Here is a 23,341-nt window from a genome sequence, read left to right as displayed (position 1 = left end):
CTTATTTCTCTGCGGGGTTCTGATACCGCTGCTGAATACGCGCCAGCTCACCCGATTGGCGCAGTTGCTCCAGGGCGTTGGTCCAGGCCGCCACCACCTTATCGTCACTGTCGCGGCTGAAAGCGATATAGAGCGATGAGCGGTAGACCTCGACGGGAATCTGCCGCAGCGTGCCGGGCGCAATGTTCAGCTGGCGGCTGTAGTAGACCACTCCGGCGTCGGTATCGCCGACGATGATATTGGTGCGTCCGGCGAGCAGCATGCGGTAGAGCTGCAGGTTTTCGGTGGCACTTTTATCGAGGTTGGTGAAGCCCTGGGATTCCAGGACCTGAGGCAGCAGGCCGGCATGGCGCGTGGTGATCTGCGCAGCGCTCAGCAGTTGTTCCCGGGAGTTCAGCGGCGCAGCATTGGCCAGTTGATAGGGGTGTATCGCATCTTCGACGATCGGACCGACCCATTTGTACAGCGCTTCTCGCGCGGGCGTGCGGAACATGGAATACATGATGGTCTTGGGCCGGTTTTGCAGGATATGGGAGGCGCGCATGCTCGGCAGCAGCACCACTTCAAAGTCATCTCCGGTCAGCGCCATGATGGCCCGGACGACCTCGGTGGTCATGCCTTTGAGTTGGTTGTTTTCCTGATAGTTGTACGGCGCCCATTCTTCAGTCACGACCTGATATTCCTCGGCCCTGGCATCGGTGCCGAACAACAGGCAGAGCAGCGCAGCACTGAGTATCGAGTATTTCACATGATCTGCCTGTTGGACTGCCTGGCGCTCAAGAATGGGCTGCCAGCACGAACCAGGTAAGCATAGACCCTGACAAACGCATGGTGCTGCGTCGAAGCAAAGATTGGCACGGCTATCCGCTAGCGTGCGACCAAAGAGTAATGCTTGATGCGGCAGGGATGCTCATGACCATCACCCTTGCAGATGCCGTCCAGATAGCGGTACTCAACCTGCACCGACTGCCCTGTGGATGGCCACTGCCGACGTGGCACCATCGTCTGATAGTCCGCAGTTTCCGGAACGAAAGTGATGTGCGTGTTTTGCTGCGGACATTCTGCCGTAGCAGGCTTGGCGCTTACCTTCAGGACCTGAGCCTGTAGCTGCGCCGACGGCTGCTTCAGTACGTCGGTAATGCGCAGCTCCATGCGGCAGATCTGCCAGGTGCCCGCCTGCGCGGGAGCGCACAGAACTGAAAACATCGCAGAAAAAACGAGAAAGCATGCCGCCTGCTTGTTCATGGTGGCCCTTGGATTGGGGGAGGGACGTCGTGGCATTGCCAGCGATGGCTGCGTCGAAGCATAGCGGAGCAGGGCGCAGAGATGCGTCTGGCATGCAGCGGCACAGATGGGCATTTTGATTATTTATGGATAGTTTGTCATCGTGGCGCCCATCACCCCCCGTATGAGTCAGCCCCCATGAGCGCAAAGAGAGACGAAGGCGCCAACCTTCTCGAACAGTTGGACCAGATTGCCAAGGGGCTGGGAGAGACGTTTGCGCCTTTTTGCGAGGTGGTGGTGCATGACCTGCAGGATCCTGCCCACGCCATTCATGCCATTCACAACAACCTGTCGGGCCGCAAGATCGGTGATCCGGCCACTGAGTTGGGCCTGGCGCGGATCGCTGATCCGCAATATCCGCAGGTGCTCGCCAACTACGCCAATCGCTTCCCGGACGGCCGACAGGCCAAGAGCACGTCCATCGGTATCAAGGATTCCAAGGGGATCTATGTGGCGGCACTGTGCATGAACCTCGACCTGAGCCTGTTCCAGAGCCTGCAAAGCGCCGTTGGCCAGTTCACTGCAATCGCCAGAGAGGGCGTCACCGAGAGCCTGGACACCAGCAACGCCGACATCATCCGCCAGCGCATCGACGAATTCGCCGCGCGCCAGGCCTCGACGCCACGGGCGCTGAAGGCCGAAGACCGGCGTGCGCTGCTGCGCGAACTGAAAGACAGCGGGCACCTTGAGGTGCGCAAATCCATGGAAGTCATTGCGCAACATCTGGGTGTGTCCCGGGCGGCGGTCTATAGCTACGTGAAACAACCCTGATCCCGATTCTCTTTTCTTGTGATTCCGGACTATCAAACTAGATCTGCGGATTATTGAGTATCGTGAGTCCTGTGCCTGGGCGGTATGGTGAGCCATCACCAAGACCATGTCGGCCAGCACCATCTCCCTCGACAATATGCGCCTGCTCTGGGAGACCAATGTCTTCGCCGTGGTGGCGGTGACCCAGGCCATGCTGCCGTTGCTGCGCGCCGGGTCGGCTGCGCGCATCGTCAATGTCTCCAGCGGGGTAGGCTCGCTGACCCTCAATGCCAGTCCGGACTTCCCCTACCGGGCGATGTTCAGCCCCGGCTATGCGGGCTCCAAGGCGGCGATGAATATCATCACCCTGGGTTTTGCCATTGAACTGGAAGCCGAGGGCATACGGGTCAATGCGGTATCGCCTGAGTTCACCAGCACCAACCTGAATAATTTCGAAGGGACGTCATCACTGGAAGCCGGCGCTCGTGAAGTCGTGCGTGTTGCATTGCTCGAAGGCGATACGCGGACGGCGGGTTATACCCGTTGGGAGGATCAGGCCATGCCGTGGTGAGCTACGGCAGACCCTGTCAAAGCCCATTTCAATTCAAGTAGTTGGGCGCGCTGCCAAAGGCTGCGACTGCGCATTCGAATGAGCTTGCGTGGGAGCTGGCTTGCTGGCGATCGAGTGCGAAGCGCTCGCAATAAAAACGGTGACTGAGCTGACGCTATCGCCAGCAAGCCGGCTTCTGCAGTGTGTGGATCGCATACGACCCTTGACAGAGCATTGCATACAACTTACGGTTTTAGTCAGCGGATAAAGCAAAATAATTAGCTGATTACGGATAATTGTATACGATGCCAATTTCTCACCTCAGTCTGGTTCCTGCAGACGACGCCTATTCAATGATCAAGAAAGCCATCAGCGACGCGCGATATGCGCCTGGTGATTTTCTTCGTGAGTCCCGTATTGCCGAGGACCTTGGCGTCAGCCGCACGCCTGTGCGCGAAGCGATTCGGCGTCTGGAAGCCGAGGGCTGGCTGGAGGTGCTGCCCAATCGGGGCGCCCGGGTCAGGCGCTGGTCGGCTCGGGATGTCGAGGAGATCTTCGAGGCCCGTCTGCTGATTGAGCCTTACCTGGTCGGCCAGGCCGTGCCGCTGATCACGGCCGAACAACTGGTCGAACTCGATGCCCTGGCCGAGCGCACGCGGGTGATCGCCAGCCTCGATCAGGACACCGAGCCCGCCGACGCCTGGTTCGAGACCAACAAGCGCTTTCACGAAATCCTCACCGCTGCTGCGGGCAATCGCCGCCTGTTGCAGTCGCTGCAATCGATGAAGGAAGTGCCGCTGATCAAGTGGACCTACGCCAGCTACCGCGATGCCGACCGCGAGCGCAGCGCGCGCCAGCACATCGAGATCGTGCAAGCGGTACGGGCCAGGAATCCTGCGTGGGCGGAGGCGGCCATGCGCTGCCATATCCTTGCCGCGCAAACCTCGCTCATGGCCAGGCTCAACCACAGCCTGCTGGAGGAGGACACCGAGCAATAAACGCAGTGGTATCGCCACGATGACAACGCTGTACCCGAAGTTGATGCCCGCGTAAGCAGCTGCCCCCACCGGGGACACAAAAATAAAAACGGCAGGAGACGCAACGATGGTAAGCACAGTAAATGCAGGTGCGAGGCTGGACCGTTTACCCACGTCGACATTTCACCGACGTATCCTCTGGTTGATCGGTGGCGGGATGTTCCTCGACTCCTTCGATCTGTACCTGGCCGGTGGCGTGCTCGGCGAGTTGGGGCGCAGCGGCTGGTCGTCGCTGATGCTCAATGCCGCATTCCTCTCGTCGACCTTCATCGGCATGCTGATCGGTGCCATCGCCGCAGGCGTGCTGGGCGATGCCAAGGGACGCAAGTTCACCTATCAATTCAACCTGGCGATTTTCGGCCTGGCCTCCCTGGCCGGCGCCTTCGCGCCGAACATGGAATGGCTGATCGCCTGCCGCTTCATCATGGGCCTTGGCCTGGGGGCGGAAATCGTCGTCGGCTATGGCTCCATCGGCGAGTTCATCCCGCCGGCCGTGCGCGGCAAATGGTCGGCGTACTTGTCGTTCATCACCAATGCCGGGCTGTTTTTCTCGACCTTCATCGGCTACCTGCTGATTCCCACCGTGGGCTGGCGCTCCATGTTTGCCTTGGTCGGCATTGGCGCCCTGGTGATCTGGGTGCTGCGCAAGAAAATGCCCGAGTCGCCGCGCTGGCTGGAATCCAAGGGGCGTTTCAGCGAAGCCAACGCCATCCTCGAGCAGATCGAAGCCGAAACCGCCCAGGGCCGGGCCTTGCCACCGATTACCGAAACCTATGCCGCGCCGGTCAGGCAGACACGCATGCTTGAGCTGTTCGGCCCTGCGCTGCGGCGGCGGACCTGGATCGCTATCTGTGTGCAGGTTGCGATCAACGTGGTGATCTACGGCTTTATCGTCTGGGTGCCGACTTTTTTGCTGCATCAGGGCATCGACCTGAAGGCCTCTCTGGGCTACACCGCGCTCATGTCCCTGGGCGGTCCGGCGGGGACGCTGGTCGGCGCCGCGCTGGCTGATCGTATCGGGCGCAAGAACGGCATCATCGTGATTTCCATTGCCGCCGCCGTGGTCGGCTGGTTCTACGGCCAGTCCAGCAGCATCGAAATGGCCGTAGGCCTGGGTTTCGTGCTGTTCACCCTGACTTATCTGCTGGTTGCCTTGGGCATCGCCACCTATATCCCGGAATTGTTCGCCACCGAAAACCGCATGCGCGGCAGTGGTGTGGCAGGGGCGGCCGGGCGTATCGCCGGGATCGCCGCGCCGCAGATAGTGGTGGCCGTGTATGCCTTGGGCAATATCGAGAATGTGCTGCTGGTGATTATCAGCGCCTTGCTGATCATGGCCGCCGTGCTGTTTTTCTTCGGCATCGAAACCAACCGCCGCTCCCTTGAAGACATCGCCGAGCAGGCCCCCGAGTCGCCGCGCGCCGAGCATCACCTGAGCGCCAGCAAAGACCTTCATCATTGAGTGAGAGAGCTGTCATGACTGCATCCTTGAGAAAGCAACTCAAAGCAAAACTGGCGGGCAACGAACTGGTCGTCGCACCCGGTGTGTTCGACATGATCTCCGTGCGCGTGGCCGACAGCATGGGTTTCGACTGCCTGTACATGACCGGCTTCGGCACCGTTGCCTCCTACCTGGGCGAAGCCGATGCGGGCCTGGCCACCTATACCGACATGCTCAACCGGGTCACGGCGTTCTGCGCGGCCAGCCGCACGCCGATTATCTGCGATGCCGATACCGGCTACGGCGGCCTGCTCAACGTGGCCCATACCGTGCGCGGCTATGAGCGGGCAGGGGCGGCGGGTATTCAGCTGGAGGATCAGGAGTTTCCGAAAAAATGTGGCCACACCCCTGGTCGCCGGGTGATTGCCCGGCAGGACATGGTGCAGAAGATCCGCGTCGCCGCCCAAGCCCGGCAAGACCCGGACATGCTGATCATTGCCCGCACCGACGCCCGTACCTCCCTGGGCCTGGACGAGGCCATGCGCCGCTGCGACGCTTATCTGGAAGCTGGCGCCGACGTGCTGTTCCTTGAATCGCCGGAATCCGAAGAAGAACTGCAAGCCATCGGCAAGCGCTTCGACGCGCCCTTGATCATCAACGTGGTCGAAGGCGGGCGTACGCCACAATTGTCACCGGCAGAACTGCAACGCCTCGGTTTCTCCCTGGCCATCTACCCGGCCTCGGGATTCCTCGCCGTGACCCAGGCGCTGCATCAGGTCTACGACCAGCTCAAGGCACGCAAAGGTACACTGGAGAGTCAGGAACAGCTGTATTCGTTCGAGAAAATGTGCGAGCTGATGGGCTTCCCGGCGGTGTGGGAGTTTGATCGCACGCATGCGCAGTAAATAACGTTTATCAAATCCAACGCCATTCACTGATTTTGTAGCGCTTTAGCCGCGAGGGCGCCCTCCCGGCTAAAGCCGGTCCTACTGAGTTGAATCGTTTGCACCCCGCAACACCTGCTATCGTCGTACCAACCACAAGAGCTAACAATCAGCCAAGGGTACCCCTATGTCGATCTTCCTCGAGGGCCTGGCCAAAGGCCCCGCCAATCATATCGCCCTGACGCCGCTGAGCTTTATCGAACGTACGGCCAGTACTTTTCCGGACTATCCGGCCGTCGTTCATGGCGCGATTCGCCGCACCTGGGGCCAGACCTACATGCGTTGCCGCCAGCTGGCCTCGGCCTTGAGCAGGCAGGGCGTCAAGCAGGGCGATACCGTCGCGGTGATGCTGCCCAATATTCCGGCGATGCTCGAAGTGCATTTTGCCGTGCCGATGCTCGGTGCCGTGCTCAATACCCTGAATGTGCGCCTGGATGCCCCGGCCATTGCCTACATGCTCAGGCATGGCGAAGCCAAGGTGCTGATTGCCGACCGGGAGTTTCACGAGGTGATCCGCGCGGCCCTGGCGCTGCTGGAAACACCGCCGCTGTTGATTGATGTCGACGACCCGGAATATGCCGCCGGCGAACAACTCAGCGAACTGGATTACGAAGAGTTACTGGCCAGCGGCGATGCCGGGTTCGACTGGCAATGGCCCGAGGACGAGTGGGCAGCGATTTCCCTCAACTATACCTCGGGCACCACCGGCGACCCCAAGGGCGTGGTCTACCACCATCGCGGCGCCTTCCTGAATGCAATCGGCAACCAGATGGCCTGGGGCATGGGCCTGCATCCGATTTATCTGTGGACGCTGCCGATGTTCCATTGCAATGGCTGGTGCTATCCCTGGACCATCACCGCCCAGGCCGGGACCCATGTGTTCCTGCGCCGGGTCGACCCGCAGAAAATCATCAGCCTGATCAACGAACACAAAGTCAGCCATTTGTGCGGCGCGCCCATCGTGCTCAATGGCCTGGCCAACGTCGCCAAGGCGGTGACGTTCGCGCATCCGGTGCGGGCCATGACTGCCGGTGCGGCGCCGCCGGCCCAGGTCATTGCCTCGGTGCAGGCCATGGGCATCGAAATCACCCATGCCTACGGCCTGACTGAAACCTACGGGCCTGTCACCGTGTGTGCCTGGAAAGAAGAATGGGATGAGCTGTCTGCGGACGAGCGGGCCACGGTCAAGGCCCGGCAAGGGGTGCGCTACCCGACCCTGGAAGGGGTCACGGTGCTGGATCAGGAGACCGGCGTGCCGGTGCCCAAGGACGGCCAGACCATCGGCGAAGTCTGCCTGCGCGGCAATACCGTGATGAAGGGTTATCTGGGCAACCCCAAGGCCACCGATGAAGCCTTCAGCAATGGCTGGTTTCACTCCGGCGATCTGGCGGTGTGGCATCCCGACGGTTATCTGGAGATCCGCGACCGCCTCAAGGACATCATCATCTCCGGCGGTGAAAACATCTCCACCATCGAAGTCGAAGGCGTTCTCTATCGCCATCCGGCCGTGCTGGAAGCCGCCGTGGTCGCCAAGCCCGACGAGAAATGGGGCGAAACACCCTGCGCGTTCATCGCCCTGAAACCCGGCCATGAACAGATTGGTCAGGTCGAGATCATCGACTTCTGTCGTGAGCGCCTGGCCGGTTTCAAGGTGCCGAAAACGGTGATTTTCGGGCCGCTGCCCAGGACCTCCACCGGCAAGGTGCAGAAGTTTTTGTTGCGGGCGAGGGCCAGGGAATGATCAATCGGCTGCGCCCAGCATTGCCGCCCGACCACTATAGTCCTGCCCGTCCGGTGTCATGAGCCAAGTGGAAATGGCGGTGGTTTGATACGATTGGATTAATGCACGACTCCTATCAATTGCCATGGTCCAGCAATGTCCATCAACTTCGATCTCAACGACCTGCAGGCTTTTCGCGCCGTGGTGGAAAACGGCAGCTTTCGCAAAGCCGCAGACGCGGTCCGTATCACGCAGCCCGCGCTCAGTCGGCGGATCGAAAAACTTGAGTCGGCACTCAACGTCAAGCTGTTCGAACGCACCACCCGCAAGGTCAGTCTGACCACGGTCGGCCGTGCTTTTTTGCCTCAGGTCGAGCGAGTGTTGGACGATCTGGATATCGCCTTGATGACGATCGGGGATGTCGGCTCAACCCGGATGGGCAGTGTCACAATTGCCTGCGTACCCTCAGCGGCGTATTACTTCATGCCGCAAGTCATCAGTGCGTTCCACAAGCAGTATCCGAAGATTAAAGTGAAATTGCTGGATGCCAGTGCCAATGAGGTCAACAGCGCGGTGGCGTTGGGCGAGGCGGATTTCGGCGTGAGTTTCAGTGGGAATCTTGCACCCGATGTCGACTTTGATCTGTTGTTGCAGGAGCGCTATGTGGTGGCGTGCCGTCGCGATCATCCACTCGCTACCCGCCATCAAGTGAGCTGGGACGAGATGCACGAGCATGACTACATCAGTCTGGACAAGACTTCGGGCAATCGGCTCGTGCTGGATAAGGCGTTGACGCGGATGTATCCGCACAATCCCAGCATTTGTGAAACCCGCCACGTCACGACGATGATCGGTCTGGTGGAGGCAGGACTTGGCGTTGCGGCGGTGCCTTCAATTGCCATGCCCGTGAACGCTCATCCCGTCCTGGTGAGCGTACCGCTGGTAGAACCCGAGGTGATCCGCAATGTCGGGCTGCTCAAACGCCGGGGTAGAACCCTTACCCCGGCAGCACTCGAACTGGAACGATTGGTCAGGGAAATGCCTTCGCGTTCAACGAGGGACTGAATCCAGCCCCGTCGACTGCACAGTGGTTTGTGCCTTGGATGATGCCAGGTAATCGAGAAGCGCTTTGGCCTGCTCAGGATGTTCAGCGTTCACCGGAATGCCTGCGGCATAGCGAGTCACCGACTGGACGTCCTCCGGGATCTTGGCAACGAATGCTGCACCTGCTACCGGCAGCAGTTCAGCCACCTGTTGGAAGCCCAGTTCGTAGTCCCCCTTGGCGACTACCGTAGCGACAGGAATGCGCTCGATCATTTTGCTTTTAGGGGCAAGCTGCTCCTCAATCCCCAGCTTCTTGAACAATTGCTTCTCGATATAGACGCCACTGGCGCTGTCCGAGTACGCGACGGACTTCGCGTTCAGCAGCACCTGTTTCAGCTCGGCATCGGTGTTGATGGACGGCTTCGGCGCTCCCGCCTTTACTGCCAACCCGATACGCGAGTCAGCCAGCTCCACGCGCGAAGAGGGGATGACTTTACCCTGTTTGATCAGCTCATCCAGAGCGTATCCAACCATGATGACCACATCGGCGTGTTCGCCACGTGCCAGCCGGTTAGGAATGGCTTCGGGTGCCTTGCCCATCGAGGGGCCGAGAATCGTCTTCAGCGTGTCGCCGCTGGAGGCTGCATATTGCGGGCCCAGCAGCGTGTATGCCGCAGTGAACCCACCCGAGGTCATGACCTTGAGTTCTTCGGCCTGAACGGCAGTGCACAGCGCGACGCACGCTGCAAACAGTGCGGTCAGTTGAAGGGTTTTCAGTGATTTCATCTTGCAGTTTCCTCGATTACACAGCCAATTGCGGGCGAGCTGAAAGGTGGCGGTACAGTACTAACGTTGCACACAACGCACATACGGCGGCGAAGGTCATCCAGTAAGCGGGGGCCGCCTTGTCGCCGGTGAGATGGATCAGCCAGGTGGAAATAGCCGGCGTGAAACCACCGAATACAGCTGTCGCCAGGCTATATGCCAGAGAAAAGCCCGCTACCCGTACTTCTACCGGCATGATCTCAGTCAGCGCGGGAATCATTGCGCCGTTGTAGAGCCCGTAAAGAAACGAGAACCACAGCAACACTTCCAGCATGTGGCCGAAGCTTGGGGCCTGGGCAAGAAAGGACAGCGCGGGGTAGGCAGTGATAATGGTCAGCAGGGTCATCGTTACAAGCAAGGGCTTGCGTCCGAAGCGATCGCTCAGTGCGCCGCCAATCGGCAGCCAGATGAAGTTCGATACACCGACCAGCAGCGTTACGAGCAAGGCGTCGGCGGTGCTCAGGTTCAGCACCGTCTTGCCGAATGTCGGTGCATACACGGTGATCAGGTAAAACGCGGTCGTGGTCATCGCCACCATAAGCATGCCGGCGACCACGACACTCCAGTTCTGCAGCAAGGATGCAACGACTTGTTTCATGGTGGGGCGATGAATACGAGCGGCAAACTCTTCGGTTTCCTGAAGACTGCGTCGCAAGAGAAAGATGAACGGGATGATCAGGCAACCCACAGCGAAAGGAATCCGCCAGCCCCAATCCGCGACAACGGCGGGCGCCATCCACTGATTGAGTGCGTAGCCCAGGGCGGCCGCGACTACGATCGCGACTTGCTGACTTGCGGATTGCCAGCTGGTGTAAAAACCCTTGCGGCCGGGCGTCGCCATCTCTGCCAGATAGACCGAAACACCGCCCAGCTCCGCACCGGCTGAAAAACCTTGCAGCAATCTGCCAATCAGTACCAATGCCGGCGCCCAGAGTCCGATGCTGGCGTAGCCAGGCACCAGCACAATCAGCAAAGTGCCGCTGGCCATGATCGAAAGAGTGACAATCAGCCCTTTGCGTCGACCCACATCGTCTATGTAGGCACCCAGGATGACAGCGCCCAGCGGGCGCATCAGGAAACCTGCGCCGAACACAGCGAAGGTCATCATCAATGATGCAAACTCACTGGATGCAGGGAAGAAGGCCGCAGCGATCTGGGTGGCGTAGAAGCCGAACAGGAAAAAATCAAACTGTTCGAGGAAGTTGCCCGAGGTGACACGGAATACGGTACCGGCCTTGGACTTGGCGCGGGTTGCCCGCAGGTGGGGTGAGTCGTGCATGAGGGTTCTCCAGCGATCTTATTAGGGGCTTATCAGCGCTTAGGTCGTGGAGTTTGCTGGACACACTTTGAAACGATAAGTGTTATGTTTGCATCCATTGATGTTTAAAGCTTATCAATTGAGTGTCGCGAGCCTTTGTGCAGAAATTGCGGAGCACCTGCCGCCGAAGCCGTGTTCAAGCAATCTTGATTGCTCATCCGTACAACGTAACGGCTCTGGTGCTCATTCAAAACATTAATGATTTACAGGCTTTTTAATTGTTGGCGGTTTACTTGGTTATCCGCAAACGGGTAATCGGTGTACCCCCCTGCATCGCCGCCATAGAAAGTGTCCCGGTCGTAGGCATTGAGCGTCAGGTTTTCCTGCAGGCGTCGTGGCAGGTCCGGATTGGCTATGAATGCACGACCAAATGCGACCATATCTGCATGGCCCTGGGACAGCAGTTGCTCGGCGCTATCGCGTTGAAATCCTCCTGCCGTAATGATCGGCCCGCTGAACAGGGTGCGCAGATATTGCACCGCCACCGGTGGGGCGTGTGCGTCGAGGGTTTCATCGCCCTTGATGCGGGGTTCCACGATATGCAGGTAGGCCAGCCCCAGCGCGTCGAGTGCCTTGGCCGCATAACCGAAGGTCGCCTCTGGATTGCTGTCGTGCATTGAGCCGTAGCTGCTGGACGGGCTCAGCCTCACGCCGACACGCCCCGGACCCCATACCGATGTCGCCGCCACGGTGATTTCCACGAGGAAGCGGGCGCGGTTTTCGATTGAACCGCCATAGGCGTCGGTGCGTTTGTTGGTGCCATCCTGCAGGAATTGATCGGGCAGATAGCCGTTGGCGCCGTGGATTTCGACGCCGTCGAAACCTGCGCTTTTCGCGAGTTCTGCGCCGTGACGGAATTCTTCGACAACATCTGGGATCTCTTCAAGCAGAAGCGCCCGTGGCATGCCGAACGGCACAGCGCCGCTTTTCGCATAGGCGTCGCCTTGTGCCTGGATTGCCGATGGTGCCACCGGATCGATGCCGCCCGGTTGCAACAAGGAATGGGATTGACGGCCTACGTGCCACAGTTGCAGGAATATCACACCGCCCTTGGCATGCACGGCGTCTACGACCTTGCGCCAGCCGTCAACCTGGGCCTGGGTAAAGATCCCGGGCGCGCCCGCATAGCCAAAGCCGTAGGGCGAAACCGGGGTCGCTTCGGCAATGATCAGCCCGCCGGGGGTGGCGCGTTGGGCATAGTACTCGGCCATCAATGCGTTGGGCACATTGCCTTCGCTGGAGCGCATGCGGGTCAGGGGCGCCATTACCACGCGATGTGTAAGCGTAAACGGGCCGACCGATGTCGAAGTGAACAGCAGTTGCTTGCTCATGATGTGCAGTCCTTGTTATCAGGCTTGAGGGAGGAGGGCGTTGGTTCGCGCGATAGCACGAATCACCGCAGGCCGCTGGCTGACGGTGTTGTACCAACGTTCGACGTTCGGGCTGGTGCTGAAGTCGATACCGGCAAATTCACGGCGCCATAGCCAGCCGAAATGGGCGATGTCAGCGATGGAGAAGCCGCTGCCCGCGACGAACTCGCTGTTGGCCAACTGGCCGTCCAGAACGGCCAGGACGCGTTTGGCTTCGCCGTGGAAGCGGGCGATGGCCACAGGATTGGGCTCGCTGGCCAGCTTTTGAAAAAAGCCGGATTGGCCAAAAGCGGGGCTCAGGGCACTGGCATGGAAAAACAATTGTTCGAAGACCCTGGCGCGATCCACGCCTTGTGCCGGAAGAAGCTGTTTATAGCGTTCGGCCAGGTAGACCAGAATGGCAGCCGATTCGGTCAGTACCATGCCCTGGCCGTCGTTGGCTTCGCTATCGACCAGCACCGGGATCTTGGCGTTGGCATTCAACGAAACGAAGGCCGCAAGCTTCTGTTCGCCCTGGCGGATATTGACCGCAAGCAGTTGGTATTCGAGCCCCAGTTCTTCCAGGGCAATGGGGACCTTGACGCTGTTGGGCGTCGCAAAAGCGTGAACGATCAACATATTCAGAATTCTCGTTACAAGTGGAAGGGCCGGTCGCTGAGACTGTGGCTAAAAGGCGGCCTTGCCGATTGACGCGCCGCCGTCGACAAACAGGGTCTGGCCGGTAATGAAGCCGCTGTGTTCGGACAGGAGAAAGGCAATCGCCGCAGCGATTTCTTCTGGCTTGCCGAAGCGGCCCAGAGGGACGCCGGACAGATAGCGCGCCTCGCCCTCGCTGCCAGGCGGATTGTTGGCGCGGAATAATTCGGTCTCTGTCGGGCCCGGCGCAACGGCATTGACGGTGATGCCCGTGGTAGCCAGCTCCAGTGCCCACGAGCGGGTAAAGCTGACCATCGCTGCCTTGGCTGCCGCGTACGCCGTACGATGGGTAATGCCCAGTACCGTCAGGCTGGAGATATTGATGATGCGTCCCCATCCCCGCGCTCGCATGCCCGGCAGTAGCGCCTGGGTGGCCTGGAGGGCGGCATGCAGGTTCACCCGCATTACTGCATCGAAATCATCCAGATCCACTTCGCCCAATAGTTGCGGGCGTACCAGGCCAACGTTGTTCACCAATCCATCGAAACGGTATTGCCGGGCCAGTTCATCAAGGGCGTGCTGTGTTTGTTGGCGATCGCTCAGATCAACCGGAACCAGAATGCCGGGGAAGTCCCCGTCATCGGCATGACGGGCAATGCCGACAACGCTGTGACCGGCATCCGCCAGGGACTGGGCCAGCGCCCGGCCGATGCCTTTGCTGGCGCCGGTAATCAGGAAAGTACGGGTATTCATTTGTGTTCCTTGGAGAACAGCCCGCAGGACGGGCTGAGGGAGGGCGGGCCCAGGCGACCGTTTAGACCGGTTTGGTCCACTCGTTGCCTTTCATGAATGGGTCCAGTTGGGTATGTACCAGGTGGTTGGTGTAGTTGCTCATCACCTTGGTGGCGACACCGAGCACCACCTCAAGCACATTGCGCCGAGTGAAGCCTGCTGCCAGAAAGGCTTCAATGCCTGCATCACCGACGAACCCACGCTCACGGACTACGGCCGTGGTGAACACATGCAAGGCTTCAAGCCGCGCGTCAGGGATTGCGCTACCTGCCCGCAGCGCTTCGATGACATCGGCGGGCATCTCGATCATCTTGGCCAGGGTGGTGTGACCGGCCATGCAGTAGTGGCAGTTGTTTTCGAAGTTGGAGGTCAGGTAGACCACCTGCTGCTCATGGGCTGTCAGCGTGCTTTTGCCAAACAGGTCCCACAGCTGGTTGTAACCGGCGAGCAATTCCGGCGATTCGGCCATGTGGCCCTGCAAGTTCGGCACAAAGCCAAAGGCGCCTTTGACGGCTTCCAGGACAGGCCTGGATTCGGCTGGCGCGGTATCGAGGGTGTGACGGGTAAAAGTGGTCATCGCAGTGTCCTTGGGTGGGTCAGCAAGAGTGCTGGGGCTATCTTGCTGTTACCGGACGGGCTGCGGAACGCAGGGCAGGGGCATATGAGTCATGCTTGGGGGGAATAAGTGGTGGCTACGGCATGGCTTGGGCTAGAGCCAACTTGCGGGCGAGCGCAGGCGCAGCGGCGCACGATGCGAGCTCCGCCCGTCGGCTTAGTGGCACTTCCTCCTCGCGCTACCTTTCACATTCTTATGCGCAGATGTCCTGCGCCGCAGATGGGAGAGCCGTTATGGCGATCGAGAACAATGGACCGGAGGCGGCATATCCGGGCCCCGACGAAAAAACGGTGGATACGGGAGAGGACCATGACTCAGGTCTTGAACGAGCCAACTCCGAGCCAAAACAGGGTGCTGACGAACGACCGGAAGACTGGAACCCGCCACCCGGCAATCCGGGCTCTGATCAGGACGCCCAGACCCATCGAGATAACGGCACAGCGAAGACGGATAGCCTTATTGATGCGGAATAGGAAGAGCTGATAAACCCATCCAGGCCCAGGCATACGTCTGGGCTTTTAGTCTGTCTGTACAAGACCGGCATCCCATCCGGCAACTTCGGCATGAGCTATTCTGCGCAGCGTGAAACACAATCCTGATCCGCGGCGTGCAGTCGCTTGTCACGATCCTGCGAGCGGTCTTAAAGGCGGCGCATTATGTTGATTGGACATCGTTTCGAGCGCACCGCGCAGGATGACCTGCACATCCACTCGCGCAATCTGCTGCAAAGCGGGTTCGTGCTGCTGACCGGCAGCCTTGGCTTTATCGCGCCGCTGGCAGTTGTCGTATTGGCGATTGTCGATGGAGACTCGCTGCCGACTGACCTGGACCTGCTGTCCTTTGTATTGGTAGTTCTCGGGCTGCTGCTGATTCCCGCCCTTGGCCTGATGCTGATGGTTTACACCGGTCTGCGCGAGACTCTGCTGCTGTCGCGACTCGCCGGTGAAGGCAAGCGTCGCACCCGCAACTTTTTTGGACGCCGCGAGCGTGTGCATTCGGTATTTAGAATTGATGCGCCCAAATACCTCGAACTTCGCCGCCGCCCGCAGGCCGAGCCGGCCTACACTCAGTTGTGGCTGGTGATGCGCGATGGCACCGAGCACCGCCTGACGACCGACAACGTTCCTATAGTGCCGGGCAGCAAACGCACCGACTTGTGGCTGCGTGAGCTGGCGGATTACCTGAACGTGGCGGTGCCCGTCGAGGTCGTCGCAGCTTCAGCAGCCGGTGCGACGCCAGCCTCGTATCGGCCAGCTCCAGCCCCCACCCGCAAGAGTGCCTGGCGGGGCGCCAGGCAACTCAAGCTTAAAGGCAAGGAACTCACGCCTGCGTCTGAGTCGACCGAGAAACCGGGCGTTCCTGCACGCGCCCTGCTGACCTTGCTGGGCGCCTTCCTGGCAGTGCTGGAGCTGGTAAACGTCGTCGCATTGGTGCCCGCTCTGTTTACCGGGCGGCTGCGCGTCAGCGGCTTGCGCACGGGGTCAACGGTCTTTTACTGGGCCGAGCAACCGATCGCATTTTCATTCAACCTGCTGATTGGCGCAGGTGAGGTGCTGATCATCGGAGCGATTGCCTGGGGCTGCCTGCGCACAGCTATCCGGGGTCGGATGAAATCCAACCCCTGATACCGCTTACTCCTTGGCCCGGTTTCTAACTCGCAACCCGATAGCCAGGCTCCGAACATCTGAAACCATGCTATTTGTCTGCGGTCGCGCGAGTGGCATTCAGGAATATGTGGCCTCGGTCGATAAGTCTTAAGGAGTGGTGAGTGGCTGTCCGTCTAAAAATCAACCACAGCGTTGCCGTTGTTTCTGCCGACTAAAACCTATAAACCCTACGGAAGAAATCATGAATATCAAACAGAAGCTGACGTGGGGATTCGCCGCTATCGCTTGTCTTCCCGTTATTGTGGTTGCGGCGCTGGTGGTAGTGAACGTACGCGACGCCGCGCGGGACAATTTCGTCGATAGCAGCGGCCGTGAAATCCGCCAGATCGATAACGCAATGACACAGTTCTTCGACGGTATCAGTCAGAACGTCGAGTACATTGCCAAAGACCCTCGTATCGTCCTGGCCAAGGATTTGAAGAGTTACGTCGCTGCTGATGCAGCGAAACTGCCGCTCACCGAGACTAACCATAAGCTCTTGGACATCTTCGATGGCTTCGCCAAGAGCCATCCGACGACGGCTTATCTTTCCCTCGGCTTGAGCGACGGCGGCTACGCCAGCTGGCCTGACGATTCCAAACTTTCCAACTACGACCCGCGCCAGCGCCCCTGGTACAAGGCTGCCCTCGCCGCACCAGGCATGACTGTGCGTACGGGCGCCTATTACTGGGCTCCGGATGATGTATCCCTGATCGGTACTGTTCATACGGTCACTGACGCTACGGGTAGTCTGGTCGGCGTGGTCGGTCTTGACGTGTCTCTCAAGCAACTGACCGAGCTCGTCAAAAATATCAAGCTGGGTGACAGCGGCTACCTGATGCTGGTCGAGGCTAACGGAAACGTGCTTGTTGATCCCAGCGATGCGAAGCACAACTTCAAGCCGATGGCTGACCTCGGTGCCAATTATGCGGCCCTTGCCAAGAATGGCGATGGCGCGACCCAGATCGAGATTGATGGCAAGGTATATATGGCCAACGTGGTCAGCTCAAAAGGACTTGGATGGCGGTTCATTGGCCTGATCGAGCGTGACGAGGTGATGGCCAAATCATCCAGTCTTACCTGGCTGATCGCAGCTATCGCCGGTGCGCTGGCCATCATTTTCGCAATCGTCGGTGCAAGTTTTGCCAGTGTTATCGTGCGACCTATCCGGGGTGTCGCCGATGGTTTGCAGGAAATAGCTGAAGGCGAGGGCGACCTGACCCGTCAACTCAAAGTCCAGGGCAAGGACGAAACAGCGGTACTGGCTGGGTGGTTTAACCAATTTCTGGGGATGATCGCTCATCTGATGCAGCGTATTGGTGGCGCTTCATCAGAGTTGCAAAGTGCAGCGGCTGATACCCACGAGGTTGCTAAGAATATGGATCGAGTCGCCGGTCGTCAGCGCGAAGCGGTCGAGCTTGTCAGTACGGCTTTCAATGAAATGGTGGCAACCGCCAACGAAGTTGCCCGCTCTTGCAGTCAGGCCGCTTCGAGTGCAGACGATGGATATCGGGATGTGCATGACGGCCAGAAGCACATCAGCGAGGCCACGGGCAGCGTTCTGAAGTTGAGCCAGGATCTGCAGCAATCCACCGATACCATGCAGAAGCTCGAACAGGACAGCAAAAACATCAACAGCATCCTCGACACCATTCGTTCGATCGCCGAGCAGACCAATCTCCTGGCACTCAATGCGGCGATCGAGGCCGCACGTGCCGGTGATCAGGGGCGTGGATTTGCAGTGGTCGCCGACGAGGTGCGCGCCCTGGCAAGACGTACCGCCGACTCTACGGGTGAGATTGATAGTCTGCTCGGCAATCTGGCAAAGCGTACTCAGGAAGTCACCCAGCAGATGCAGGGTAGTTTGCAGTTCTCCCACACCAGCGTGGAATGTATCGAACAGGCCCGCAACAGCTTCGATAAAATTCAGCTGTCAGTGGATGCCATTCGAGACCAGAACACACAGATCGCCACGGCGGCGGAGGAGCAGCACCAGGTTGCCGAAGAGATCAACCGGCACATTGCGCAAATCCATGCCGACGCCCAGTTGGTCGAAGAGTTCGCCCATTCGGCACAGAGCGGTTCTGGGCGTTTGACTGATATCTCCGGGCAGCTCAAAGGTTTGGTGGAGCGTTTCAAATACTGATCGGGTTTGCGTCTGAACCTGCTTATGTAAGCTGCGTGAGCCTGGGCGGCGTGCTGTCGTTCAGTGCCTCGGTGCATTCCACCAGCGGCAGCGGGGCGCAAGCAGGGCGTTTTCATCGTGGCAAGCCGGGTCTGCTGATGGTTAAAAGAATTATCAGGCTGGGGTTGACCAGGTGTTTTAATCCTGTATTATTCGCCTCCCGCTAACGAGCATTTCGATGTTGGTTCGGGGTTAAGTAGTTGATTTCGTTGATGAAATAATGAAAATAACCGCTTGACAGATGCAGGGGACGCTGTAGAATGCGCGCCTCGGTTGAGACGAAAGAATCAGCCAACCGCTCTTTAACAACTGAATCAAGCAATTCGTGTGGGTGCTTGCGCTGTAAGACTGAAGTCAATTGATTATCAGCATCGCCAGTTACTCCACGAGAAATCATGGTTTAACCAACGATTGCTGAGCCAAGTTTATAAGGTTTTCTCAAAACCTAATTGCAGTATTGAACTGAAGAGTTTGATCATGGCTCAGATTGAACGCTGGCGGCAGGCCTAACACATGCAAGTCGAGCGGATGAAGGGAGCTTGCTCCCTGATTCAGCGGCGGACGGGTGAGTAATGCCTAGGAATCTGCCTATTAGTGGGGGACAACGTTTCGAAAGGAACGCTAATACCGCATACGTCCTACGGGAGAAAGCAGGGGACCTTCGGGCCTTGCGCTAATAGATGAGCCTAGGTCGGATTAGCTAGTTGGTGAGGTAATGGCTCACCAAGGCGACGATCCGTAACTGGTCTGAGAGGATGATCAGTCACACTGGAACTGAGACACGGTCCAGACTCCTACGGGAGGCAGCAGTGGGGAATATTGGACAATGGGCGAAAGCCTGATCCAGCCATGCCGCGTGTGTGAAGAAGGTCTTCGGATTGTAAAGCACTTTAAGTTGGGAGGAAGGGCATTAACCTAATACGTTAGTGTTTTGACGTTACCGACAGAATAAGCACCGGCTAACTCTGTGCCAGCAGCCGCGGTAATACAGAGGGTGCAAGCGTTAATCGGAATTACTGGGCGTAAAGCGCGCGTAGGTGGTTTGTTAAGTTGAATGTGAAATCCCCGGGCTCAACCTGGGAACTGCATCCAAAACTGGCAAGCTAGAGTAGGGCAGAGGGTGGTGGAATTTCCTGTGTAGCGGTGAAATGCGTAGATATAGGAAGGAACACCAGTGGCGAAGGCGACCACCTGGGCTCATACTGACACTGAGGTGCGAAAGCGTGGGGAGCAAACAGGATTAGATACCCTGGTAGTCCACGCCGTAAACGATGTCAACTAGCCGTTGGAATCCTTGAGATTTTAGTGGCGCAGCTAACGCATTAAGTTGACCGCCTGGGGAGTACGGCCGCAAGGTTAAAACTCAAATGAATTGACGGGGGCCCGCACAAGCGGTGGAGCATGTGGTTTAATTCGAAGCAACGCGAAGAACCTTACCAGGCCTTGACATCCAATGAACTTTCCAGAGATGGATTGGTGCCTTCGGGAACATTGAGACAGGTGCTGCATGGCTGTCGTCAGCTCGTGTCGTGAGATGTTGGGTTAAGTCCCGTAACGAGCGCAACCCTTGTCCTTAGTTACCAGCACGTTAAGGTGGGCACTCTAAGGAGACTGCCGGTGACAAACCGGAGGAAGGTGGGGATGACGTCAAGTCATCATGGCCCTTACGGCCTGGGCTACACACGTGCTACAATGGTCGGTACAGAGGGTTGCCAAGCCGCGAGGTGGAGCTAATCCCACAAAACCGATCGTAGTCCGGATCGCAGTCTGCAACTCGACTGCGTGAAGTCGGAATCGCTAGTAATCGCGAATCAGAATGTCGCGGTGAATACGTTCCCGGGCCTTGTACACACCGCCCGTCACACCATGGGAGTGGGTTGCACCAGAAGTAGCTAGTCTAACCTTCGGGAGGACGGTTACCACGGTGTGATTCATGACTGGGGTGAAGTCGTAACAAGGTAGCCGTAGGGGAACCTGCGGCTGGATCACCTCCTTAATCGAAGACTCAGCTTCTTCGCAAGTTCCCACACGAATTGCTTGATTCATGCGTTTGTCAAAGTGCAGAGCTGAATGTTCCGGTTGAACATTGAGCTCTGATCTTTTTCAGAACCGTTCTTTAAAAATTTGGGTATGTGATAGAAAGATAGACTGAAGAACACTTTCACTGGTGTTGTTCAGGCTAAGGTAAAATTTGTGAGTTCTCGAAAGAGAAGCAAATTTTCGGCGAATGTCGTCTTCATAGTATAACCAGATTGCTTGGGGTTATATGGTCAAGTGAAGAAGCGCATACGGTGGATGCCTTGGCAGTCAGAGGCGATGAAAGACGTGGTAGCCTGCGAAAAGCTTCGGGGAGTCGGCAAACAGACTTTGATCCGGAGATGTCTGAATGGGGGAACCCAGCCATCATAAGATGGTTACCTTACACTGAATACATAGGTGTATGGAGCGAACCAGGGGAACTGAAACATCTAAGTACCCTGAGGAAAAGAAATCAACCGAGATTCCCTTAGTAGTGGCGAGCGAACGGGGACCAGCCCTTAAGTGGCTTTGAGATTAGCGGAACGCTCTGGAAAGTGCGGCCATAGTGGGTGATAGCCCTGTACGCGAAAATCTCTTAGTCATGAAATCGAGTAGGACGGAGCACGAGAAACTTTGTCTGAATATGGGGGGACCATCCTCCAAGGCTAAATACTACTGACTGACCGATAGTGAACTAGTACCGTGAGGGAAAGGCGAAAAGAACCCCGGAGAGGGGAGTGAAATAGATCCTGAAACCGTATGCGTACAAGCAGTGGGAGCCCACTTTGTTGGGTGACTGCGTACCTTTTGTATAATGGGTCAGCGACTTATTTTCAGTGGCGAGCTTAACCGAATAGGGGAGGCGTAGCGAAAGCGAGTGTTAATAGCGCGTTTAGTCGCTGGGAATAGACCCGAAACCGGGCGATCTATCCATGGGCAGGTTGAAGGTTGGGTAACACTAACTGGAGGACCGAACCGACTACCGTTGAAAAGTTAGCGGATGACCTGTGGATCGGAGTGAAAGGCTAATCAAGCTCGGAGATAGCTGGTTCTCCTCGAAAGCTATTTAGGTAGCGCCTCATGTATCACTGTAGGGGGTAGAGCACTGTTTCGGCTAGGGGGTCATCCCGACTTACCAAACCGATGCAAACTCCGAATACCTACAAGTGCCGAGCATGGGAGACACACGGCGGGTGCTAACGTCCGTCGTGAAAAGGGAAACAACCCAGACCGTCAGCTAAGGTCCCAAAGTCATGGTTAAGTGGGAAACGATGTGGGAAGGCTTAGACAGCTAGGAGGTTGGCTTAGAAGCAGCCACCCTTTAAAGAAAGCGTAATAGCTCACTAGTCGAGTCGGCCTGCGCGGAAGATGTAACGGGGCTCAAACCATGCACCGAAGCTACGGGTATCATCTTATGATGATGCGGTAGAGGAGCGTTCTGTAAGCCTGTGAAGGTGAGTTGAGAAGCTTGCTGGAGGTATCAGAAGTGCGAATGCTGACATGAGTAACGACAATGGGTGTGAAAAACACCCACGCCGAAAGACCAAGGTTTCCTGCGCAACGTTAATCGACGCAGGGTTAGTCGGTCCCTAAGGCGAGGCTGAAAAGCGTAGTCGATGGAAAACAGGTTAATATTCCTGTACTTCTGGTTATTGCGATGGAGGGACGGAGAAGGCTAGGCCAGCTTGGCGTTGGTTGTCCAAGTTTAAGGTGGTAGGCTGGAATCTTAGGTAAATCCGGGATTCTAAGGCCGAGAGCTGATGACGAGTCATCTTTTAGATGACGAAGTGGTTGATGCCATGCTTCCAAGAAAAGCTTCTAAGCTTCAGGTAACCAGGAACCGTACCCCAAACCGACACAGGTGGTTGGGTAGAGAATACCAAGGCGCTTGAGAGAACTCGGGTGAAGGAACTAGGCAAAATGGCACCGTAACTTCGGGAGAAGGTGCGCCGGTGAGGGTGAAGGACTTGCTCCGTAAGCTCATGCCGGTCGAAGATACCAGGCCGCTGCGACTGTTTATTAAAAACACAGCACTCTGCAAACACGAAAGTGGACGTATAGGGTGTGACGCCTGCCCGGTGCCGGAAGGTTAATTGATGGGGTTAGCTAACGCGAAGCTCTTGATCGAAGCCCCGGTAAACGGCGGCCGTAACTATAACGGTCCTAAGGTAGCGAAATTCCTTGTCGGGTAAGTTCCGACCTGCACGAATGGCGTAACGATGGCGGCGCTGTCTCCACCCGAGACTCAGTGAAATTGAAATCGCTGTGAAGATGCAGTGTATCCGCGGCTAGACGGAAAGACCCCGTGAACCTTTACTATAGCTTTGCACTGGACTTTGAATTTGCTTGTGTAGGATAGGTGGGAGGCTTTGAAGCGTGGACGCCAGTTCGCGTGGAGCCAACCTTGAAATACCACCCTGGCAACTTTGAGGTTCTAACTCAGGTCCGTTATCCGGATCGAGGACAGTGTATGGTGGGTAGTTTGACTGGGGCGGTCTCCTCCTAAAGAGTAACGGAGGAGTACGAAGGTGCGCTCAGACCGGTCGGAAATCGGTCGTAGAGTATAAAGGCAAAAGCGCGCTTGACTGCGAGACAGACACGTCGAGCAGGTACGAAAGTAGGTCTTAGTGATCCGGTGGTTCTGTATGGAAGGGCCATCGCTCAACGGATAAAAGGTACTCCGGGGATAACAGGCTGATACCGCCCAAGAGTTCATATCGACGGCGGTGTTTGGCACCTCGATGTCGGCTCATCACATCCTGGGGCTGAAGCCGGTCCCAAGGGTATGGCTGTTCGCCATTTAAAGTGGTACGCGAGCTGGGTTTAGAACGTCGTGAGACAGTTCGGTCCCTATCTGCCGTGGACGTTTGAGATTTGAGAGGGGCTGCTCCTAGTACGAGAGGACCGGAGTGGACGAACCTCTGGTGTTCCGGTTGTCACGCCAGTGGCATTGCCGGGTAGCTATGTTCGGAAAAGATAACCGCTGAAAGCATCTAAGCGGGAAACTTGCCTCAAGATGAGATCTCACTGGAACCTTGAGTTCCCTGAAGGGCCGTCGAAGACTACGACGTTGATAGGTTGGGTGTGTAAGCGCTGTGAGGCGTTGAGCTAACCAATACTAATTGCCCGTGAGGCTTGACCATATAACACCCAAGCAATTTGCT

Annotated in this window: 18 protein-coding genes, 2 rRNA genes and 1 pseudogene; 13 read left to right on the top strand and 8 right to left on the bottom strand. The window is 57.6% G+C overall.

Annotation, left to right across the window (positions count from 1 at the left end; translation table 11 throughout):
• Position 1: 1 nt before the first annotated feature.
• Both AC1Z24_RS20150 and AC1Z24_RS20145 read right to left on the bottom strand, forming a co-directional pair.
• The gene (locus AC1Z24_RS20150; RefSeq protein WP_483742382.1) at positions 2 to 748 is read right to left on the bottom strand and encodes a substrate-binding periplasmic protein; all 747 of its coding nucleotides are present in this window, start codon (positions 746 to 748) and stop codon (positions 2 to 4) included.
• 119 nt (positions 749 to 867) lie between these two features.
• Positions 868 to 1,245, bottom strand: a complete 378-nt coding sequence (locus tag AC1Z24_RS20145; RefSeq protein ID WP_483742381.1) for a hypothetical protein — start codon at positions 1,243 to 1,245, stop codon at positions 868 to 870.
• A gap of 177 nt (positions 1,246 to 1,422) precedes the next feature.
• On the opposite strand from AC1Z24_RS20145, the gene AC1Z24_RS20140 reads away from it, so the two are divergent.
• From AC1Z24_RS20140 to AC1Z24_RS20110, 7 genes are all read left to right on the top strand, one after another.
• Positions 1,423 to 2,055 (top strand): helix-turn-helix transcriptional regulator, encoded by a 633-nt coding sequence (locus AC1Z24_RS20140; RefSeq protein WP_483742380.1) that lies wholly within the window; start codon positions 1,423 to 1,425, stop codon positions 2,053 to 2,055.
• 106 nt (positions 2,056 to 2,161) lie between these two features.
• Complete coding sequence (locus AC1Z24_RS20135; RefSeq protein ID WP_483742379.1) at positions 2,162 to 2,605, top strand: SDR family NAD(P)-dependent oxidoreductase; 444 nt, start codon at positions 2,162 to 2,164, stop codon at positions 2,603 to 2,605.
• Between the two features lie 284 nt (positions 2,606 to 2,889).
• A complete protein-coding gene (locus AC1Z24_RS20130; protein WP_483742378.1) occupies positions 2,890 to 3,582 on the top strand; it encodes a GntR family transcriptional regulator in 693 nt (230 codons plus the stop codon).
• A gap of 106 nt (positions 3,583 to 3,688) precedes the next feature.
• Positions 3,689 to 5,083: an MFS transporter gene (locus AC1Z24_RS20125; RefSeq protein WP_483742377.1), complete on the top strand. Its 1,395-nt coding sequence runs from the start codon at positions 3,689 to 3,691 to the stop codon at positions 5,081 to 5,083.
• 14 nt (positions 5,084 to 5,097) lie between these two features.
• Entirely contained in the window at positions 5,098 to 5,967 is an 870-nt protein-coding gene (locus AC1Z24_RS20120) for an isocitrate lyase/PEP mutase family protein (protein WP_483742376.1), read from the top strand.
• A 166-nt stretch (positions 5,968 to 6,133) separates the two neighbouring features.
• A complete protein-coding gene (locus AC1Z24_RS20115) occupies positions 6,134 to 7,747 on the top strand; it encodes an acyl-CoA synthetase (RefSeq protein WP_483742375.1) in 1,614 nt (537 codons plus the stop codon).
• 135 nt (positions 7,748 to 7,882) lie between these two features.
• Complete coding sequence (locus tag AC1Z24_RS20110) at positions 7,883 to 8,791, top strand: LysR family transcriptional regulator (RefSeq protein WP_483742374.1); 909 nt, start codon at positions 7,883 to 7,885, stop codon at positions 8,789 to 8,791.
• Here AC1Z24_RS20110 and AC1Z24_RS20105 read toward each other — a convergent pair.
• The 6 genes from AC1Z24_RS20105 to AC1Z24_RS20080 form a co-directional block, all read right to left on the bottom strand.
• A complete protein-coding gene (locus AC1Z24_RS20105; RefSeq protein ID WP_483742373.1) occupies positions 8,777 to 9,556 on the bottom strand; it encodes a substrate-binding domain-containing protein in 780 nt (259 codons plus the stop codon). The genes AC1Z24_RS20110 and AC1Z24_RS20105 overlap by 15 nt on opposite strands.
• A 16-nt stretch (positions 9,557 to 9,572) precedes the next feature.
• Positions 9,573 to 10,874 carry a tricarballylate/proton symporter TcuC gene (tcuC, locus tag AC1Z24_RS20100; RefSeq protein WP_483742372.1) on the bottom strand — a complete coding sequence of 434 codons (1,302 nt, stop codon included), beginning with the start codon at positions 10,872 to 10,874 and terminating at the stop codon, positions 9,573 to 9,575.
• Positions 10,875 to 11,116: 242 nt separating this feature from the next.
• Positions 11,117 to 12,244, bottom strand: coding sequence for an alkene reductase (locus tag AC1Z24_RS20095; protein ID WP_483742371.1), 1,128 nt, complete (start codon positions 12,242 to 12,244; stop codon positions 11,117 to 11,119).
• An 18-nt stretch (positions 12,245 to 12,262) separates the two neighbouring features.
• A complete protein-coding gene (locus AC1Z24_RS20090; protein ID WP_483742370.1) occupies positions 12,263 to 12,901 on the bottom strand; it encodes a glutathione S-transferase family protein in 639 nt (212 codons plus the stop codon).
• A 48-nt stretch (positions 12,902 to 12,949) separates the two neighbouring features.
• Positions 12,950 to 13,672 carry an SDR family oxidoreductase gene (locus AC1Z24_RS20085; protein WP_483742369.1) on the bottom strand — a complete coding sequence of 241 codons (723 nt, stop codon included), beginning with the start codon at positions 13,670 to 13,672 and terminating at the stop codon, positions 12,950 to 12,952.
• A gap of 61 nt (positions 13,673 to 13,733) precedes the next feature.
• Positions 13,734 to 14,288 carry a carboxymuconolactone decarboxylase family protein gene (locus AC1Z24_RS20080; RefSeq protein WP_483742368.1) on the bottom strand — a complete coding sequence of 185 codons (555 nt, stop codon included), beginning with the start codon at positions 14,286 to 14,288 and terminating at the stop codon, positions 13,734 to 13,736.
• Positions 14,289 to 14,560: 272 nt separating this feature from the next.
• On the opposite strand from AC1Z24_RS20080, the gene AC1Z24_RS20075 reads away from it, so the two are divergent.
• The 6 genes and pseudogenes from AC1Z24_RS20075 (at position 14,561) to AC1Z24_RS20050 (ending at position 23,320) form a co-directional block, all read left to right on the top strand.
• Positions 14,561 to 14,800, top strand: a complete 240-nt coding sequence (locus tag AC1Z24_RS20075; RefSeq protein WP_483742367.1) for a hypothetical protein — start codon at positions 14,561 to 14,563, stop codon at positions 14,798 to 14,800.
• A 183-nt stretch (positions 14,801 to 14,983) separates the two neighbouring features.
• On the top strand, positions 14,984 to 15,952 hold the full coding sequence (locus AC1Z24_RS20070; RefSeq protein ID WP_483742366.1) for a hypothetical protein: 969 nt from the start codon (positions 14,984 to 14,986) through the stop codon (positions 15,950 to 15,952).
• A 223-nt stretch (positions 15,953 to 16,175) separates the two neighbouring features.
• A pseudogene (locus AC1Z24_RS20065) lies at positions 16,176 to 17,207 on the top strand (cache domain-containing protein); the annotation flags it as partial.
• Positions 17,208 to 17,264: 57 nt separating this feature from the next.
• On the top strand, positions 17,265 to 18,119 hold the full coding sequence (locus AC1Z24_RS20060) for a methyl-accepting chemotaxis protein (RefSeq protein WP_483746673.1): 855 nt from the start codon (positions 17,265 to 17,267) through the stop codon (positions 18,117 to 18,119).
• A gap of 498 nt (positions 18,120 to 18,617) precedes the next feature.
• A 16S ribosomal RNA gene (locus tag AC1Z24_RS20055) occupies positions 18,618 to 20,154 on the top strand.
• Between the two features lie 272 nt (positions 20,155 to 20,426).
• Positions 20,427 to 23,320, top strand: a 23S ribosomal RNA gene (locus AC1Z24_RS20050).
• Together the 16S and 23S rRNA genes form the textbook arrangement of a ribosomal RNA operon.
• Positions 23,321 to 23,341: the final 21 nt, after the last annotated feature.

The sequence above is a fragment of the Pseudomonas sp. JL23 genome, assembly GCF_056933585.1.
This window is presented reverse-complemented; position numbering and strand designations above follow the sequence as displayed.

Excerpts from the sequence above, each read along its gene's own strand:
- AC1Z24_RS20125 (WP_483742377.1), top strand. The coding sequence starts at position 3,689 with ATGGTAAGCACAGTAAATGCAGGTGCGAGGCTGGACCGTTTACCCACG.
- tcuC (WP_483742372.1), bottom strand. The coding sequence starts at position 10,874 with ATGCACGACTCACCCCACCTGCGGGCAACCCGCGCCAAGTCCAAGGCC.
- AC1Z24_RS20070 (WP_483742366.1), top strand. The coding sequence starts at position 14,984 with ATGTTGATTGGACATCGTTTCGAGCGCACCGCGCAGGATGACCTGCAC.
- AC1Z24_RS20140 (WP_483742380.1), top strand. The coding sequence starts at position 1,423 with ATGAGCGCAAAGAGAGACGAAGGCGCCAACCTTCTCGAACAGTTGGAC.
- AC1Z24_RS20080 (WP_483742368.1), bottom strand. The coding sequence starts at position 14,288 with ATGACCACTTTTACCCGTCACACCCTCGATACCGCGCCAGCCGAATCC.
- AC1Z24_RS20060 (WP_483746673.1), top strand. The coding sequence starts at position 17,265 with ATGATCGCTCATCTGATGCAGCGTATTGGTGGCGCTTCATCAGAGTTG.
- AC1Z24_RS20115 (WP_483742375.1), top strand. The coding sequence starts at position 6,134 with ATGTCGATCTTCCTCGAGGGCCTGGCCAAAGGCCCCGCCAATCATATC.
- AC1Z24_RS20145 (WP_483742381.1), bottom strand. The coding sequence starts at position 1,245 with ATGAACAAGCAGGCGGCATGCTTTCTCGTTTTTTCTGCGATGTTTTCA.
- AC1Z24_RS20095 (WP_483742371.1), bottom strand. The coding sequence starts at position 12,244 with ATGAGCAAGCAACTGCTGTTCACTTCGACATCGGTCGGCCCGTTTACG.
- AC1Z24_RS20090 (WP_483742370.1), bottom strand. The coding sequence starts at position 12,901 with ATGTTGATCGTTCACGCTTTTGCGACGCCCAACAGCGTCAAGGTCCCC.
- AC1Z24_RS20120 (WP_483742376.1), top strand. The coding sequence starts at position 5,098 with ATGACTGCATCCTTGAGAAAGCAACTCAAAGCAAAACTGGCGGGCAAC.
- AC1Z24_RS20085 (WP_483742369.1), bottom strand. The coding sequence starts at position 13,672 with ATGAATACCCGTACTTTCCTGATTACCGGCGCCAGCAAAGGCATCGGC.
- AC1Z24_RS20110 (WP_483742374.1), top strand. The coding sequence starts at position 7,883 with ATGTCCATCAACTTCGATCTCAACGACCTGCAGGCTTTTCGCGCCGTG.
- AC1Z24_RS20075 (WP_483742367.1), top strand. The coding sequence starts at position 14,561 with ATGGCGATCGAGAACAATGGACCGGAGGCGGCATATCCGGGCCCCGAC.
- AC1Z24_RS20130 (WP_483742378.1), top strand. The coding sequence starts at position 2,890 with ATGCCAATTTCTCACCTCAGTCTGGTTCCTGCAGACGACGCCTATTCA.
- AC1Z24_RS20105 (WP_483742373.1), bottom strand. The coding sequence starts at position 9,556 with ATGAAATCACTGAAAACCCTTCAACTGACCGCACTGTTTGCAGCGTGC.
- AC1Z24_RS20135 (WP_483742379.1), top strand. The coding sequence starts at position 2,162 with ATGTCGGCCAGCACCATCTCCCTCGACAATATGCGCCTGCTCTGGGAG.